Here is a 16,772-nt window from a genome sequence, read left to right as displayed (position 1 = left end):
TTTTTCAGTATCTATTCACTCAATACTCAGAAGTTATGATCGGTGTGCCAACCACAATTGTATCTTTGTTGTCTGTAGAACGTATTGCTATTTGCACATTTATTTTCTCTCTATTTGTTGAAAGAGCGTCATCCCACTTTTTATTGTATGCGGAGACTGACACAAATGCTCTTTCTTCTACTTGTTCGATCGCTCTTGCTGAAAGATCTTTCAAAACCTGATTGGTTTTATTTTGCAAAACACCTTCAATCTTATCATTCAGTACACCTTGAACACAAGTGTAAATTATAGGTTTTTCACTAAAAATTTTATTCATGTTTTGAACATACTTCGGGTCCCATTTCGCCCCACTTACTTCAAAGATAATGAAAGTGTTTTCTTTAGTATTTTCTTTACTCCAAGTTACTACTACTCGTTCTTCATAAGAAGAAAGCTTTTTATAGGATGTAGCTTTATATCCATCTGGAGATTGCTCTACTTCCCACTTTTGAATATTTGCCTTTTCCTTCACATCGTTTAACAACTTTTGAAACGTATGTATGTTAGAAATTGTTTTTGTTTCTCTCGCTAACCATGACCATTTTTCTACTTTAGCATCATTTTTCTCTAAAGCCTTGATCATGCTCTCCATTTTCTGTTCATCGCTTATCGGTTTCATCTCTCTATATCCAACCAAAAATAAAACAACACTAAGTGCAACAATAAGAATGGCTTTAAGCTTCAATTTCATCCCCTCCTATCCCCATTGTTAACGGAGATTTGAGGTTCTATACACTTACTTTACTAAATACGTTAAACTCTTCGAATAGCCTAAATAATCAAGGAAAAAGTTACTTACAGATGTCCCAATTGCAATTGTAATTAAGATGAGTAATACTCGCGTCTGCAGCACTTTTCCGGACTTCATTAAACGCTCAATGTGAATGCCTTGTAAGGCCCACCACGTAATGGTAATAAACAATAAATGCGAAACAATGGCAATCAGTGCTTGTTGCCCTAAAAGTTGTGCCAAAAAATCGACCCCTTTTTACTCAGCTACTACTTATGAAAGAATATAAAAACGATACCATAATAAGTAGGAGCTACACTTTTTCAAATGCACATAGACATCTTACATTTTACATCGTGATTTTCTTTCCAAAAACGTATATCTACATTACAAGTTAACACAAAATAAAAAGCGCAGAGTACTGACTCCACACCTTTTATTTTCACTATTGTACCACGTTCCCTAAGAAGAAGAAATCTTTCATTAATGGAAAATATTCATAAAAGAAATTGTACCCAATCATCGGCATAATCCCTAGTATTACAATCGAAATTGCACAAAGACTCATAACAACCTTTATATTTAACGGTAACCGTATTCTCTCTTCTGTCTCTCCGGTGCGGAAAAACATTTGTTGTAAAATACGGAAATAATATACGAATGAAACAACTGTCGCACCCATCATAATCAAAGCTAGTACGTAATGTGCTGGCTCTACATGAAGTGCGCCTAAAAAGATATTAATCTTTCCAATGAAGCCAGCCGTTCCTGGTATCCCAGCCAACGATAAAATAAAAATTGTCATCATTATCGCTGTAAATGGCGACCTTTTATATAAACCTGTGAAAATTGTTATATTTTCCTCATTATTTTGTAAGATTAAGCCGTGGATGATAGCAAATGCCCCTATATTCATAAGCATGTATGCCAGCATATAAAACCACATGCTATCCATCGTAAATGGTGATAATGCTACAAGTGGAACGAGTAAATATCCTGCATGAGCAATGCCCGAATAAGCAAATAAACGCTTTATATTGTATTGTTTTAATGCGACTACATTCCCAACAATCATCGTAATACTTGCTAGCACCGCAATATATATACTCATATGCCCATATAAAGATTGCATATCTCCTTGTATTAATACACTTGCAAAGATCATAAGGAACAAACGAATAATGAGTAGGAACCCGGCAATTTTAGAAATCGTTCCAAGAAAAGCAGTAACTGGTGTAGCCGCTCCTTCATACACATCAGGTGCCCACATATGAAACGGCACTGTGGCAATTTTAAATGAGAGACCAACTAGCAATAAAAGAAATGCGAGAGCTAACAATAACTGAATACCACTAGCGAGTTCCCCAGTGAGTACCTTTTGCATATCTACAATGTTAGTTGAACCTGTAATACCGTATAAATAACTCATTCCGAAGAGCGTAATCGCCGTTCCAATTCCTCCGCTAATGACGTATTTCATTGCCGCTTCATTTGATGCACGGCTCTTTTTTCGTATTCCTACTAAAATATAAGAAGAAAGTGAAAGTAACTCCAAACCAACGAAAAGGGTAATAAAATCAACACTAGAAGCCATGAACATCGCACCAAGAAGTGCCATTAAAAATAAATAATAATATTCACCTTTATCTTCGATTGGATTCTTCTTATCATCGCTCATTGCGGTGCATAAAATGAGGGCTGAGGCACCTAATAGCAACGTTTTAAACCCTTTTGAAAATCCATCTAACACAAACGATCCATTTAAAATATCTCCTGCTGGTTCGCTATATAGAGTAATTAATGACACGATTGCTAATACGATGGCAGCAATCGCACCAAGAGCTACATATCTATGGTTCAGCTTAAAAAACAAATCACATATGGAAAGAAGGATGGCGGCGCCGAGAATAATAAATTCTGGCACCATTAGATGCCACGATAAGCTAAGTAACGTATTCATATCCATCCTACTTCACCCCCAATGTTTTCAATGTATTTTGAAGCGGATCCCCTAGTATTTCTGGCATAACTCCAATTGCAATAATACAAAAGATAAGTAGTAAAACAGGGACATACTCCCATCCGTGTATATCAGATTTTGCTTCCCACTCTTTCTTTCCAAATGTCACTTGAAGTGTCGCCCTTAATACATACACAGCGGTTAAAATGATTCCAATCACACCGACTGCAGCAATGACGGGCTCTCCTTGAAATAAACCGAGAAAGGCAAGAAATTCACTAACAAACCCAGACATCCCTGGTAATCCGAGCGATGCCATTCCTCCTGCTAAGAAGAAGCCGCTAAGTACTGGGACACTTTTTGCGAGTCCACCAAGCGCTGTAATGTCTGATGTTCCGAAACGTTGTTCTATAACACCGAGTAAGAAAAACAGCAAGGCTGCAATTAAACCGTGCGATACAACCTGGAATAACGCTCCTTGTGTACCAGGTGCATTAAGTGACGCAAGTCCCATTAACACAATTCCCATATGCGAAATACTAGAGTAAGCCAGTACTTTCCTAAAGTCTGTTTGGATGAGCGCTAAAAAGGCACCGTATAATAAATTAATTACGCCTAATATCGCAATTAGTGTTGCAACATCGTGAAAATATTCCGGGAATAGCCCTTTCCCGAAGCGAATAATACCGTACGCTCCAATCTTCAGCAAAACACCCGCATGAAGCATAACTACAGCTGGATGCGCTTCTATGTGTACATTGACCATCCAGCGGTGCAACGGAAAAACAGGTAGTTTAATTGCAAAAGCAATCATTATGGCAATAAATACACTAAGCTGCAAACTACTTGGGATGACGAGTGCTCCCTCTGCGTTTACGCTTCTTAATATCTCTTTCAGCTCCACAATATTTGTTGTACCTGTTTTCGCGAACAAAATTGAGAAAACAATGAGCAAAATAGCTGAGCCAATACCGTTATATATTAAATAACTATACGCAGCCTTTTCACTCGACAATTTTCCCCACTTTCCAATTAATAAGAACATTGGTGGCAACGTAATTTCAAAGAAGATAAAAAACAACATTAAGTTTTGAGCAGCAAAGACGCCGAGCATTCCTATTTCTAGCATGAGTAACAGCATATAAAATGCTTTTAAATTTCTTTTAATAGAAAAGGCTGCAATTGCTGCAAGCGTTGCTAGAAGAGCTGTCAGTACCATCATGACAAGCGACAAACCATCAATACCGAGCTCGTAATAAATAGAAAACCACCTTTTATCTACCGCTGTAAAATCGCCGAACTTAATCCATTTCATCTTTTCATCGAATAGTGACAAATTCTTTCCAGAAGCATATGTACAAGCGAGGACGATAGCGATTCCAAATGGAAGTGCCGTCCCAAATAAGCCAAGCGCTCGCACTGTACGCAATTCCTTTTTCGGTGTTAATACAAGCAATAAAATTCCTAAAAGCGGGGAAAAAATGAAGAACGTTAACAACAAATCATTCATCGTAAATCCCCTCCCGTATAGAGCAAAATAATGACGAGTACAGCGAGCGAAACCGCCGTTACAGTACCGTACACTTGTACATTCCCGTTTTGAAGTTTCGATCCAAGGTTACTTGTGCCTTTCACTACACTTGCAATTAAAACCGCAATTCCTTCGACTACATACACTTCAAATAAGCGAAGCACATGAGCGATTCCTTTCGTAATAGGGATCACCGTCATATTGTATAGTTCATCCACATAATATTTTTCTTTCAAAAGATTATAAAGCGATGTTTCCGTACCCCCAGCCCAATTCCTAGAAATTGATTTCTTGCCATATATGAAATATGCAAGAGTGATTCCCGCAAATGAAACGAGTGTCGCAACAATCATAATCCAAACTGGTCCATGCGCTTCTTCAACCTTAAACCCTACATCTTTCGTCAACCAATCTCCGAGAAACGTCCCAAACCATGGTGTATTTATATATCCTGCCACTACTGCGAGAACGCCGAGAACAATCATTGGATACGTCATAACGCGAGGCGATTCATGCACTTCTTCCTTCGTCTTCGTTTCTCCAGTAAAGACAAGAAAGTAAAGGCGGAACATATAAAACGCTGTTAAAAACGCCGCAATTACCGCTAAAGTAAATAAAACGTAATTGCCATTCATCCACGTCGCCGCTAAAATTTCATCTTTGCTGAAAAAACCGGAAAGCAGCGGAACACCGCTAATGGCAAGGGTACCTATTAAAAATAGCGTACCAGTTACTTTCATCTTCTTCTGTAAACCGCCCATTTTATTAATGTTTTGCGTATGCACAGCATGAATTACACTTCCTGCCGCCAAAAATAGTAGTGCTTTAAAAAAAGCGTGTGTCGTTAAATGGAATATACCAGCTACATAACCGGCAGAACCTAACGCGAGCATCATATACCCGAGCTGGCTAACTGTAGAATAAGCAAGCACCCTCTTTATATCTGTTTGCACAAGACCGATAGAGGCCGCAAAGATTGCAGTGAAAGCTCCAACGATTGCCACTGTCTGCATCGCCACTGTACTTGCTGAAAATAGAGGGAACATCGTCGCTACTAAATATACGCCAGCTGCGACCATCGTCGCCGCGTGAATAAGTGCCGAAACGGGCGTTGGCCCCTCCATTGCATCTGGCAACCACGTATGAAGCGGGAACTGACCTGATTTCCCCATCGCCCCGATAAAAATTAATATCGCTGTTATTGTAATCATGTAAGGAGGTAGATCCCCTGTATAAATCGACCTAAATATTGCGTCATATTCAAAACTACCTGCGTACCAAAAAATTAAAATCATCCCGATAAATAAACCAACATCCCCAATACGGGTCATAATAAAAGCCTTTTTTGCAGCAGCCTTCGCTTCTTCTTTAAAGAAATAAAAACCGATAAGTAAAAATGAGCCAAGGCCAACTAATTCCCAAAATATATAAAGTTGTAATAAATTCGTTGATATAACAAGCCCTAACATCGCAAATGTAAAGAGTCCTAAATATGCGTAAAAGGTCGGTAATCGTTCATCACCTTTCATATAACCTTTCGAATACACATGTACAAGTAGACTCACAAGCGTCACGATAAATAACATTAAAGCTCCTAATGCAGTCACTTCAAAGCCGAATGATATATCCACATCTCCAGCTCTAAGCCACACCCACTTATGCTTCACGCTTGCTTCTGAAAACCTTTCTATTAACACAAGTACCGCAAGTATAAAGGAGAGAAAGACGAAAAAAATACTAAGTACGCTGCTTCCTTCTCTAATTTTCTTCCCGAATATAATAAGTAACAAAAACGAAACGAGTGGGAAAAGCGGTATGAGCCATGCATAATCGATCATTGTTTCCTTCCCCCTTTTTCGGTCACAATGTTATCCTTTAAGCGTATCCATTTCATCCACCTGAACTGTTGTACGATTACGATATAAAGCAATTAAAATAGCGAGTCCTACCGCCGCTTCTGCTGCCGCTACAGCCATCGTAAACAGTGAGAAAATTTGACCTGTTAAATTCGGAAATAAGCCTAATTTACTAAACGCCACTAAGTTTAAATTGGCAGCATTCAGCATTAATTCGATACAAACTAATACGATTACTGTATTCCGCTTTGTTAAAGCTCCAAATAGACCGATGCAAAACAAAATAATCGCAAGTGTTAAATATGCAGAAGCTGGAACGCTACTCATTGGAATCCTCCTCTTTCTCGTCCTTTTTCGCAAGTACAATCGCGCCAACGAGTGCTACAAGTAAAATAACTGAAGTTAGTTCAAATGGAATAATATATTTTGAATAGAGAAGCGTACCGATTTGAAGTGTGTTGTTTTCATGGAGAGGTAAACTTCCTTGTGTGCTTTCATTTGCAAAATCAACATTATTAACAGCGAAATACATAACTGCTCCAAATGCTACAACTGCAAAGAAGATAATCCATTTTCGAAGAGTAAGACGCGATTCATTTTCCGCGTTATGTTTCGTTAACATAATGCCAAAAATCATAATAATTGTGATTGCACCAGAGTAAAGTAAAATTTGTGCAACGCCTATAAATTCGGCTGACAAAAGAAAATACAAACCTGCAATGCTGAGAAATGTCAGAACGAGAGCTAGCATCATGTGCATAACTTTCGTTAAGTTCAACATAAGAACACCGCCGATAATTGCAGACAAGGATAGTATAAAGAATGCTATAAACTCGCCATTCATGCCTTATTCTCCTTCCTGACGTTTTCGTCGTTTTCGTCAAGCCACTGCAAATTTTTAAATAAGTCATCACGTGAATATTCCGCGAGTTCAAAGTTATTTGTCATGACAATTGCCTCTGTCGGACAAACTTCTGTACATAAATCACAAAGAATACAAATTTCAAAATTAATATCATACGTGTCGATAATTTTTCCTTTTTTCGTAGGATCCGGATGTTTTTTTCCTGTTAACTGAATACAGTCTGTCGGACAAATGTTAGAGCACTGATTACAAACAATACATTTCTCCGGATAAAATTTTTGAATCCCCCGAAAACGGTCTGGCAACGGCAACGGTTGATTTGGATAATCATACGTTACCTTCTTCTTGCTCAAATTACTTAATGTATATTTTAACCCTTTAAATAGTCCTTTCATCTCTTACTGGCACCCCCCTCATAGATTAGAAGAATAACTCCTTAATCAATGCCGTTAAGAAAATATTTGCAAGTGCAATCGGCAATAATACTTTCCATCCAAACTCCATTAACTGGTCACCTCTTATACGCGGGAACGTAACGCGGAACCAAATTAATAGAAAGACTACACTGCTAAATTTCAAAGCAAACCATACGGCACCTGGGATAAATCCAAGAAACATGACTGGATTCCATCCGCCTAAAAAGAGCACTGTAATTAACGATGCCATCCCGAAGAAATATACGTACTCTGAAAGCATGAAAAACGCCCAGCGAAAACCTGAGTATTCCGTATGATATCCAGAAACAAGTTCTGACTCCGCTTCCGGCAAATCGAATGGCGTCCTATTTAACTCTGCAACTGCTGCGATTAAGAAAACGACGAATCCAATTGGCTGTACGAAAATGTACCAGACCTTCTCCTGCGCCGCTACAATCTCATTTAAATTCAGACTACCAGCTAGCAAAACGATACCAATTACACTCATTACGAGCGGAATCTCATAAGAAATCATTTGCGCCGCCGCACGCATCCCTCCTAAAAGGGAATATTTATTATTCGATGCCCATCCCCCAGTTACAACACCTATCGTCGTAATACCGGAAACAGCAATATAATAAAGTAGCCCGACTCCAATATCTGCAAATTGAAATTTATCAGTGAACGGGATAACCGCAAGCACCATAAATGCTGGTGCAAATGCAATGACAGGCGCTAATATAAACAGCGGTTTATCTGCTGCTTTCGGAATACTATCTTCTTTCAATAATAGTTTTAAAACATCAGCTACCGTTTGCAGTAAACCGAATCGGCCTCCAACCTGGTTTGGTCCAATCCGCCCTTGCATAAACCCCATCACTTTCCGTTCTGCCAAAATTCCATATGTAACGAAGCCAAGGACTGCAAATAGTAGAAGTACCGCTAATCCGAAAAAAATGAAGAAATTCGTCCAGCTTGAAGGTGATTGTAAGAGCGTCTCAATCATTAGCCATCAACCTCCCCAAGTACAATATCAACTCCACCTAAAATCGTAATTAAATTAGCGATGTTTTCACCTTTCAATAACTTCGGTAAAATTTGCAAGTTATAAAAAGATGGCCTACGAAACTTCAAACGGTACGGCTCTTTCTTTCCGTCACTTGCGATATAACAACCAATCTCTCCGCGCGGCGATTCGATACGTACAAATGCTTCTCCCTTAGGTGCCTTAATAATTTTCGGTACTTTTGCCAGCACAGCTCCATCTTTCGGGAACTGCTTAACCGCTTGCTCAACAATCTTTAAAGACTCCTCGATTTCTTGCATTCGGCAAACGTAGCGATCCCAAGCATCTCCCACGCTTCCAACAGGAATATCAAAATCAAAACGATCATAAATCGAATACGGCTCATCTTTGCGAAGATCCCAGTTTACTCCAGTGCACCGCAAATTTGCTCCGCTTAAAGAATACGAGATCGCTTCTTCCGCGCTATATATACCAACGCCTTTCACACGATTTAAGAAAATCTCATTACCACTAACAAGATCATGATAACCTGCTAATTGCTCCCTCATATACGGAACAAACTCTTCCACCTTTTCAATCCAACCATCTGGCGCATCCCACTTCACACCGCCAACTCTCATATAGTTAAAAGTAAGCCGTGCCCCGCATAATTCATTTAATAAATTTATAATCATCTCTCGTTCACGAAACGCGTACAAAAACGGGCTGACCGCTCCTATATCAAGAAGATTCGTCCCCCACCAAACGAGATGGCTCGCAATTCTTCCTAGCTCCATCGCAAGTACTCGCAAGTATTCGGCACGCTCTGGAATTTCAAGCCCCATCATCGTCTCTACAGCATGGCAAATGACGTAATTATTCGTCATGGCTGATAAATAGTCCATTCGATCTGTATAAGGGATAATTTGCGTATACTGTAAGCTCTCAGCGATCTTTTCCGTCCCGCGATGCAAATATCCAATAACAGGTGTAGCTTCTTTAATAATTTCCCCGTCAATCTTAATTACGAGCCTGAACACACCATGTGTACTCGGATGCTGAGGTCCTACATTCAAAAGCATCTCTTCCGTGCGGATCATAGCTACACCTCCACATCATACGGTTCATAGTCTTTTCTAAGCGGATATCCTACCCAATCATCTGGCATTAAAATACGCGTTAAATTCGGATGCCCTTTAAATACAATGCCGAGCAAATCGTATGCTTCTCGCTCCGGCCAGTCAGCTCCTTTCCAAAGCGCTGTCACAGATTCGACTTGCGGCGCTTCCCGGTCTAGCTTTACCTTCACCGCTACCGATTGTTTCTTGCCATATGAAAACAAATGAACATACACTTCCATATGTGTCACAAAATCCGTCGCATGTAGCTCTGACATATAATCAAAAGCAAGTCCCTCATGGAATCGCAGTGACTCCATCACTTCATAATATTTTTCGGGATCCACCACAAGAGTTGGCACATCCTTTGACAGTTTATTAATGTAGGAATCTACTAATGCACCCTCTCCTAACTTCTCCCTAATAGCCTCAACATACTGATTTAAATACGGCTGATTTACGGACGATTCTTCCTGCTTCGGCTCATCCTCTTTCTTACCTTCAGCTCCCTTTGTCTTCGCTCTTGCAGCCGCTGCTGCTTTCGCTTTTGCCGCTGCAATTGCCTTTGCCTTTTCATCTCCCGAATCCCCATCACCTTGCGAGGCTTTCTGCTTCGCCAATGCTGCCGCTTTTGCCTTGGCGGCCGCCACCGCCTTCGCCTTGACTTTCGCTTTTTCTTCTTCCGTTACTTCTTCGGTTCCTTCTCTTTTCTGTTTCGCTAACGCCGCCGCTTTTGCTTTTGCGGCTGCTGCTGCCTTCGCCTTGGCTTTCGCTTTTTCTTCTTCCGTTACTTCTTCTATTCCTTCTCTTTTCTGCTTCGCTAACGCTGCCGCTTTTGCCTTGGCCGCTGCTGCTGCCTTCGCCTTGGCTTTCGCTTTTTCTTCTTCCGTTACTTCTTCGGTTCCTTCTCTTTTCTGTTTCGCTAATGCTGCCGCTTTTGCTTTTGCAGCAGCTGCTGCCTTCGCCTTGGCTTTCGCTTTTTCTTCTTCCGTTACTTCTTCGGTTCCTTCTCTTTTCTGTTTCGCTAACGCCGCCGCTTTTGCTTTTGCGGCTGCTGCTGCCTTCGCCTTGGCTTTCGCTTTTTCTTCTTCCGTTACTTCTTCGGTTCCTTCTCTTTTCTGTTTCGCTAACGCCGCCGCTTTTGCTTTTGCGGCTGCTGCACGTCGTTTTGCTTCTTCTATAGTAATATCATCATTTTTTGGTAGCGCTTTCTCTTTTTCTTGATCTTCCTCCTCAAGTTCACTTATTTCCGCCTCGTGTTTCGCTACAAGGCGTTTTCTCGCTTCTTCTTTCGCACGCCTAGCTGCTTCTTTTTTCAGATCCTCTAAATCTTTATTTGGATTACTCATTTATTCGTCACCTGCTTTCCGGTCTTTGCCTCGTAACGAATTTTCTCTTTTAATTTATTAATTCCATAGATTAAAGCAGCTGGATTTGGGGGACAACCAGGAATATACACATCAACTGGTACGATTTGGTCTACACCTTTCACAACAGCATATGAATTTACATACGGACCACCTGCTGTCGCACAAGATCCCATCGCAATAACCCATTTCGGTTCGGGCATTTGATCATATAAACGCCGAACAATAGGAGCCATCTTCTTCGTTACTGTTCCCGATACAATCATGACGTCCGATTGCCTTGGTGAAGTTCGAAAAAATGACCCAAATCGATCTAAATCGTAATGTGATGAGCCTACCCCCATCATTTCAATTGCACAGCATGCCAGTCCGAATGTCATCGGCCATAAAGAGTTGCTCCTCGCCCATCCTTTCAACTGTTCCAATGTAGAAAAAAAGATATTTCGTTCTAATTCTGCTCGCTCATTTGGATGTAATTCCTCAAAATTTATAACCATTGTAACACCTTCTTTTTCCAAGCATACGCTAATCCAACTAGCAACATTACAACAAAGATGAGCATTTCAATTAATGCAAATAAACCTAGCTTGTCATACGCAACAGCCCAAGGATATAAAAATAAAGTTTCTACATCAAAGATCACAAACAATAAAGCGAAAATATAATAACGAGCATGAAACCGAATATTTGCATCATGAAAAGGCTCAATTCCACTCTCATACGTCGTCGCCTTTGCTGCACTTGGTTTATTTGGGCGCAGCATCCTTCCTAATGTAAGAGCCACTACCGGCAGCAATATACCTAATAGCAAGAAAATCAAAACGATCATATAACTATTTTCATATACACTTGCCATTGTGAAACCCTCCCCCCTAAATTAAGAACAAGTTCACATAGTAAACAATATGTCCTAGTTGCAGTAATTATTATTTTTAAATTTTTCTAAATAATGCAACTATTCTAATCATTATAGCAAACTTCAAATTCCTATGTCGATATGTTGGGAGACAGAAACAAGAATTATTAAAATCTATCTTTACAACTTGCTATAATTGTGCAAAATAAATATAAAACTTATATATGCTTTTCAAGAAACCGTAGGTGATATAAATGAAAAAACAAACACATGTAAGTATTCTTATAAGCATTGTATTGCTGTCTATAACGCTTCACTATGTAGCAATGCCTTTTGTATATGAATACTCATTTCCTTTTCAGCTATTAATCGGAACGAGCACCCTATTAATTGATATTATCGCTTGTAGTTATATACTTTATTTTTCAAACATGAAAGAAGGGCTATCTCGTTTATTTTGGATCATATTATCTGTTGGAGCTCTCTCTTATTTTATCGGTGATATAGTCGTTGCCTATCAGCGTTTAATTGTAAAGGACTTCTATACGTTCGTTGATCCATCTGACTTTTTTTACTTACTTTTTTTAGTTAGCTTTACGTTTGCCTTTCTATACGAAATCATTTATAACCGAGATTTATTAGAAAAACTTTTTATGCTATGTGATATTTGTATTATCGTTACAGCCCAATTTACTTTAAGTTACTACTTACTTATTGAACGAACTATTCATATCTTTACAACATCCTATATCGACATATTTGTTCAACTTACCTATCCAATGGCTGATTTACTCTTTCTCTTAATAGGAATCAACCTTTTATTCAAACCACTATCCTTATTACCTAAAAAGGTCGGTGCACTTCTTGGCAGTGCTTTAATTTTATATGCTACTACAGATGCAATTTATGCTTATATAAAATACTTCATACCAGAGTATTCTATGTTTACAGTTACTCCTTTCTATCAGGTAACCTTAGTACTAGTAGCAATCGCCTGTATTCTTCATACAAAAAAGCCTGAAAAACAAGAACAAGTACTACTAACACCTAAAATTGGCGAATCAATCCGATTATCATTACCGTATATTTCGGTAGTAATGCTTATTGTTTTCATATTAGTTGAATACGTTTTTGCGCCTATTATAGTAATCGGACTTATAATAACTTTTTCTTTCGTTCTCATACGTCATAGTTTAGTTCGAAAACAAAATAAAATATTATTGATCGCTCAAATGCAATTCAACTCAGAACTCGAGAAACAAATTAAACTACGTACAGAAGATTTAGTAGAACAGAAAAATGAACTCTATCATAATCAACAAATGTTTAAATCTTTATACGAGCATCATCCAGATCCAATTTTCACATTAGATTTGTACGGTAATTTTCTCAAAGTAAATAACGCTGGTACTACTTTACTCGGTTATCAAACGAATGAATTATTAAACCAGCCTTACTATTCACTCATATACGAAGAAGATTTAGAAGAAATGATTAACGCCTTTCATCGCGTGAAAAAGGGATATTCTATTTCTTTAGAAATACGGGCTTACCATAAAAACAGAGATATTTACTACTTGCACGTTACCGCCGTACCGATCTTTTTAAAGGAGAAAATTTCTGGGGTTTATTTAATGATTAAAGATATTACGGAAAGCAAACAACAACAAGAACAAATCAACTTCCTAGCATACCATGATACTTTAACAGAGCTTGCAAATCGACGTGCATTTCATCAACATTTAGAACAGGCAATTGCACGAGCAAAAATATCGAAAAAGCCTTTTGCTGTTATGTTTCTCGACCTAGACCGTTTTAAAGTTATTAATGATACCCTCGGTCATCGAGTAGGAGACCTATTGCTCATCGCAGTAGCAAAAAGGCTTGAAAGAATAGCAACATCAAATATGAAACTCGCGCGGCTAGCTGGGGATGAGTTCACAATCCTTATCGAGAATTACAAAAAAAAGCCAGATGTCCAAAAAATAGCTGATAGAATTGTAGCGGCCATGAATGAGCCATTTGAAATCGAAAATCAACATTTACAAATCTCACCGAGCATCGGAATTGCAATATATCCTGAAGCAGGTGAAGATGCGCTATCCATTTTGCAGCATGCTGATATGGCCATGTACGAAGCAAAGAATAAAGGAAAAAACGGTAGCTCTCTTTACACGAAAGAACTATATAAAAAAATGGAACGAAAAGCTCGAATTGAAAAAGATTTGCCAATCGCTTTAGTAAACAAAGAATTTTATCTCGTTTATCAACCACAAATTGATACGACAACAAATAAAATTATCGGTGCTGAAGCTTTAATACGTTGGAAACACCCACTATTAGGTGACATTTCACCATGTGAGTTTATTCCAATTGTAGAAGAGACGACACAAGTAGTCCCACTTGGACATTGGGTATTACAAGAAGCTTGTCTCCAATTAAAAATATGGCATACCTTTGGCTACCAAAATTTAAAAATAAGTGTTAATTTATCCGCAAAAGAATTCCGGCAAGATCAATTAATCGAAAACATTTCACAAATATTAAACGACGTGCAAGTCGATCCAAAATATGTAACACTTGAGTTAACAGAAAGAATTGCAATGATTGACGAGAAAGAAACGTTATTGAGACTGAAGCAATTAAAAGAGTACGGTATCCAAACTTCCATTGATGACTTCGGTACTGGGTACTCTTCTCTTGCTTATTTATCAATTTTTCCAATCGACACATTAAAAGTACCGAGAGAATTTACACAATTAGCTGATCATCGTCCTGAAGAACGAGCCATCGTTTCTACAATTCTTTCCCTCGCGAATACTTTAAATCTTTCAGTCGTTGCCGAAGGAATTGAAACCGAAAAACAACTTAAGTTTCTGCAAAAACATAACTGTAAATATATGCAAGGTTACTATTTCAGTAAACCACTTACTAGTAATCAATTTATAAAATTTCTACAAAAAACCCCCAGTATGAACAAATAATTCATACTGGGGGTTTTATAGTGCTAAATTTTTTTCTCATAATATTCTTCTGCAATCTCTTCGTAAAAAGCTGCAGATGTCGTATAGAAATATGGAATTAACCATAAGAATCCAATCCCTAACGTAATACAACTTAATATAAACCAGCCAATAAAACTTAAACATAAAATGAAATACTCCATCTTATGTCCATCCATCATACGACGACTTTCTGTAATAGCTTGGTTCAGTGAATACTCAGGATGATCGTTTATAATAAAGTACGTCATCGCATAAGAAAATGATTTAATAATACCTGGAATAATGAACAATAACGTCCATAAGAAAAGATAAAGATTTACTAATAAATATAATAAAAATGATTTTAGAAATCTCTTTCCCTCTGAAAACCAAATGAATACATTACCAATACTAGCTTGCTTTTCACGAAGGATATTTAAACCAAGGTAATATCCACCTAAAGTTAACGGTCCAGTAACAAAAAATGAAAGAATATTCGTTGAAAGTGAACCATTTGTTTTTTGCCAACCGAAAATTAAAGAAAATCCCCAATCAACACTAAAACTAAAAGCCGTGATAAGAATTGAAATGAGTAGTGTAGCTCCAACAGCTAATCCCCATTTCCCTTCTAATGAATCTAGCGCTTCTCCTTTTAAATCACTAATCATGCGTAGCCTCGCCTCCTATACACAATAATTCTATTAGTATAGCATGTTCCTATTGAAATTCACCTTTTGAAATGTAGCGATAAAAGTGTGCTGTCGTCGTACTCATATACGGACTAAGCCAAAGAAATCCTATTCCAAAAGTAAGCAGCGCTAAAATAGCCCATCCTATGAAGCTCAGCCATAAAAGAAACAAATCTAACTTATGATCCTTCATAAGATTCTTACTTTCCTTCATCGCCTGCGAAACACTATATTCTGGATTTTCAATCATCACATAGTACGTCAGTGCATAAGAAAAATACATCACAATCATACCAACAATTGAAATTGCTAATAGTACGAAGAAAGCTATTGCAAATGACGTATTCCCTTCTTCACCTAACAATGCAAATAAGCCTATTAACAGCATCGGAATCCATGTACCTGTATATAACAAAATCGCAAGCATTGCCCACATTGTTTTCATCATTCTTTTAAAGCCACGAAATCCTTCGAATAAGTAATCTACTTTAGCATCTTCTCGTTTACTAATCTGTAAAAATACATTTGTATAACCATATGACGTAATCCCATACGATGCGTTACTCAAAATTATCATAATGCAATAAAAAATTCCAAAGGTAATACCTGCTCCAATTGACATCGTTTCCTCTTCAAATGATCCAGTTAAGCTTACAACTGAGAGAAATATAATAATTCCTGGAATTAATAGTATAAGCATTGCAGCCATCGAAACGACATAACTTAAAATAAAATATAAAATCGTTGATCCAACACCTAGTCCCCATTTTCCCTTTAAAGAGTACAATGCTTCTCGCTTCATTTCACCAATCATTGATCCATCCCCTTTATGAAATATAAATTGTTGTACACTTCTACTTATACAAGCATCAATATAATTATACCAGTTTTGTAAAATTATCCATAAAATACACAAAAAAAATCCGTAAAGGCAAAGCCCTTACGGATTTTTTTACTTCATATCGGAAACGTTCAAACGGTTCACAGCACGTTGTAATGCCATTTCTGCACGTTTAAAGTCAACATGTGCTTGTTTATCTTGCAGACGTTGCTCAGCGCGACGCTTCGCTTCATTTGCACGATGGATATCGATATGGTTTGCTTCTTCAGCAGATGATGATAATACAGTCACTTTATCTGGACGAACTTCGATAAAGCCACCGCTTACTGCTACATAATCAGTGTGTCCACCATTTTTCAGACGAACTGCACTAATTTTTAATGGTGCAACAGTTGGAATGTGACCTGGTAAGATCCCCATTTCCCCACTCTCTGCTTTTACACTTACCATTTCTACTTCTTTTTCGTAAACCGGTCCATCAGGAGTTACAATACTGACTGGAAATGTCTTCATA

Annotated in this window: 17 protein-coding genes; 1 reads left to right on the top strand and 16 read right to left on the bottom strand. The window is 38.2% G+C overall.

Annotated features, from left to right (window positions below):
* Positions 1-19 precede the first annotated feature (19 nt).
* From MKY38_RS23325 to nuoA, 13 genes are all read right to left on the bottom strand, one after another.
* Entirely contained in the window at positions 20-724 is a 705-nt protein-coding gene (locus tag MKY38_RS23325; protein WP_000767916.1) for a YwmB family TATA-box binding protein, read from the bottom strand.
* 51 nt (positions 725-775) lie between these two features.
* Complete coding sequence (locus MKY38_RS23320) at positions 776-1,012, bottom strand: DUF1146 family protein (RefSeq protein WP_000057889.1); 237 nt, start codon at positions 1,010-1,012, stop codon at positions 776-778.
* 202 nt (positions 1,013-1,214) lie between these two features.
* A complete protein-coding gene (nuoN, locus tag MKY38_RS23315) occupies positions 1,215-2,729 on the bottom strand; it encodes an NADH-quinone oxidoreductase subunit NuoN (RefSeq protein WP_341050349.1) in 1,515 nt (504 codons plus the stop codon).
* Positions 2,730-2,736: 7 nt separating this feature from the next.
* Positions 2,737-4,239, bottom strand: a complete 1,503-nt coding sequence (locus tag MKY38_RS23310) for an NADH-quinone oxidoreductase subunit M (protein ID WP_000998925.1) — start codon at positions 4,237-4,239, stop codon at positions 2,737-2,739.
* On the bottom strand, positions 4,236-6,098 hold the full coding sequence (gene nuoL / locus MKY38_RS23305; protein WP_071732679.1) for an NADH-quinone oxidoreductase subunit L: 1,863 nt from the start codon (positions 6,096-6,098) through the stop codon (positions 4,236-4,238). The genes MKY38_RS23310 and nuoL overlap by 4 nt, the downstream gene beginning before the upstream one ends.
* A gap of 30 nt (positions 6,099-6,128) precedes the next feature.
* On the bottom strand, positions 6,129-6,443 hold the full coding sequence (gene nuoK, locus MKY38_RS23300; RefSeq protein ID WP_000100079.1) for an NADH-quinone oxidoreductase subunit NuoK: 315 nt from the start codon (positions 6,441-6,443) through the stop codon (positions 6,129-6,131).
* The gene (locus MKY38_RS23295) at positions 6,436-6,960 is read right to left on the bottom strand and encodes an NADH-quinone oxidoreductase subunit J (RefSeq protein ID WP_078384728.1); all 525 of its coding nucleotides are present in this window, start codon (positions 6,958-6,960) and stop codon (positions 6,436-6,438) included. Before MKY38_RS23295 ends, nuoK begins: the two co-directional genes overlap by 8 nt.
* Entirely contained in the window at positions 6,957-7,376 is a 420-nt protein-coding gene (gene nuoI, locus MKY38_RS23290) for an NADH-quinone oxidoreductase subunit NuoI (RefSeq protein WP_000677191.1), read from the bottom strand. Before nuoI ends, MKY38_RS23295 begins: the two co-directional genes overlap by 4 nt.
* Positions 7,377-7,401: 25 nt before the next feature.
* Complete coding sequence (gene nuoH, locus MKY38_RS23285; RefSeq protein ID WP_000573426.1) at positions 7,402-8,403, bottom strand: NADH-quinone oxidoreductase subunit NuoH; 1,002 nt, start codon at positions 8,401-8,403, stop codon at positions 7,402-7,404.
* A complete protein-coding gene (nuoD, locus tag MKY38_RS23280) occupies positions 8,403-9,503 on the bottom strand; it encodes an NADH-quinone oxidoreductase subunit NuoD (RefSeq protein WP_069604047.1) in 1,101 nt (366 codons plus the stop codon). Before nuoD ends, nuoH begins: the two co-directional genes overlap by 1 nt.
* A gap of 2 nt (positions 9,504-9,505) precedes the next feature.
* On the bottom strand, positions 9,506-10,870 hold the full coding sequence (locus MKY38_RS23275) for an NADH-quinone oxidoreductase subunit C (RefSeq protein WP_341049796.1): 1,365 nt from the start codon (positions 10,868-10,870) through the stop codon (positions 9,506-9,508).
* On the bottom strand, positions 10,867-11,385 hold the full coding sequence (gene nuoB / locus MKY38_RS23270; protein ID WP_000236331.1) for an NADH-quinone oxidoreductase subunit NuoB: 519 nt from the start codon (positions 11,383-11,385) through the stop codon (positions 10,867-10,869). The genes MKY38_RS23275 and nuoB overlap by 4 nt, the downstream gene beginning before the upstream one ends.
* The gene (gene nuoA / locus MKY38_RS23265; protein ID WP_000179273.1) at positions 11,376-11,744 is read right to left on the bottom strand and encodes an NADH-quinone oxidoreductase subunit NuoA; all 369 of its coding nucleotides are present in this window, start codon (positions 11,742-11,744) and stop codon (positions 11,376-11,378) included. Before nuoA ends, nuoB begins: the two co-directional genes overlap by 10 nt.
* Positions 11,745-11,998: 254 nt before the next feature.
* Here nuoA and MKY38_RS23260 point away from each other — a divergent pair, with 254 nt between their 5' ends.
* Positions 11,999-14,728: an EAL domain-containing protein gene (locus tag MKY38_RS23260; RefSeq protein ID WP_341049793.1), complete on the top strand. Its 2,730-nt coding sequence runs from the start codon at positions 11,999-12,001 to the stop codon at positions 14,726-14,728.
* Positions 14,729-14,751: 23 nt separating this feature from the next.
* Here MKY38_RS23260 and MKY38_RS23255 read toward each other — a convergent pair whose 3' ends face one another.
* From MKY38_RS23255 to atpC, 3 genes are all read right to left on the bottom strand, one after another.
* Positions 14,752-15,396, bottom strand: coding sequence for a DUF975 family protein (locus MKY38_RS23255; protein WP_000622462.1), 645 nt, complete (start codon positions 15,394-15,396; stop codon positions 14,752-14,754).
* A 49-nt stretch (positions 15,397-15,445) separates the two neighbouring features.
* Positions 15,446-16,231 (bottom strand): DUF975 family protein, encoded by a 786-nt coding sequence (locus MKY38_RS23250; RefSeq protein ID WP_061113771.1) that lies wholly within the window; start codon positions 16,229-16,231, stop codon positions 15,446-15,448.
* Positions 16,232-16,369: 138 nt separating this feature from the next.
* Positions 16,370-16,771, bottom strand: a complete 402-nt coding sequence (gene atpC, locus MKY38_RS23245; protein ID WP_000847211.1) for a F0F1 ATP synthase subunit epsilon — start codon at positions 16,769-16,771, stop codon at positions 16,370-16,372.
* Between the last annotated feature and the right edge of the window lies 1 nt (position 16,772).

Origin of the sequence: Bacillus sp. FSL R5-0585, from assembly GCF_038004545.1 — a bacterium.
Lineage (GTDB): Bacteria > Bacillota > Bacilli > Bacillales > Bacillaceae_G > Bacillus_A > Bacillus_A cereus.
The sequence above is the reverse complement of the archived record's forward strand: the minus strand, read 5'-3'. Positions and strand labels throughout refer to the sequence as shown.

Coding starts and splice junctions, on each gene's coding strand:
- nuoD (WP_069604047.1), bottom strand. CDS start 9,503: ATGATCCGCACGGAAGAGATGCTTTTGAATGTAGGACCTCAGCATCCG.
- MKY38_RS23275 (WP_341049796.1), bottom strand. CDS start 10,870: ATGAGTAATCCAAATAAAGATTTAGAGGATCTGAAAAAAGAAGCAGCT.
- atpC (WP_000847211.1), bottom strand. CDS start 16,771: ATGAAGACATTTCCAGTCAGTATTGTAACTCCTGATGGACCGGTTTAC.
- nuoK (WP_000100079.1), bottom strand. CDS start 6,443: ATGAGTAGCGTTCCAGCTTCTGCATATTTAACACTTGCGATTATTTTG.
- nuoL (WP_071732679.1), bottom strand. CDS start 6,098: ATGATCGATTATGCATGGCTCATACCGCTTTTCCCACTCGTTTCGTTT.
- MKY38_RS23260 (WP_341049793.1), top strand. CDS start 11,999: ATGAAAAAACAAACACATGTAAGTATTCTTATAAGCATTGTATTGCTG.
- nuoB (WP_000236331.1), bottom strand. CDS start 11,385: ATGGTTATAAATTTTGAGGAATTACATCCAAATGAGCGAGCAGAATTA.
- nuoI (WP_000677191.1), bottom strand. CDS start 7,376: ATGAAAGGACTATTTAAAGGGTTAAAATATACATTAAGTAATTTGAGC.
- MKY38_RS23255 (WP_000622462.1), bottom strand. CDS start 15,396: ATGATTAGTGATTTAAAAGGAGAAGCGCTAGATTCATTAGAAGGGAAA.
- MKY38_RS23250 (WP_061113771.1), bottom strand. CDS start 16,231: ATGATTGGTGAAATGAAGCGAGAAGCATTGTACTCTTTAAAGGGAAAA.
- nuoH (WP_000573426.1), bottom strand. CDS start 8,403: ATGATTGAGACGCTCTTACAATCACCTTCAAGCTGGACGAATTTCTTC.
- MKY38_RS23310 (WP_000998925.1), bottom strand. CDS start 4,239: ATGAATGATTTGTTGTTAACGTTCTTCATTTTTTCCCCGCTTTTAGGA.
- nuoN (WP_341050349.1), bottom strand. CDS start 2,729: ATGAATACGTTACTTAGCTTATCGTGGCATCTAATGGTGCCAGAATTT.
- nuoA (WP_000179273.1), bottom strand. CDS start 11,744: ATGGCAAGTGTATATGAAAATAGTTATATGATCGTTTTGATTTTCTTG.
- MKY38_RS23295 (WP_078384728.1), bottom strand. CDS start 6,960: ATGAATGGCGAGTTTATAGCATTCTTTATACTATCCTTGTCTGCAATT.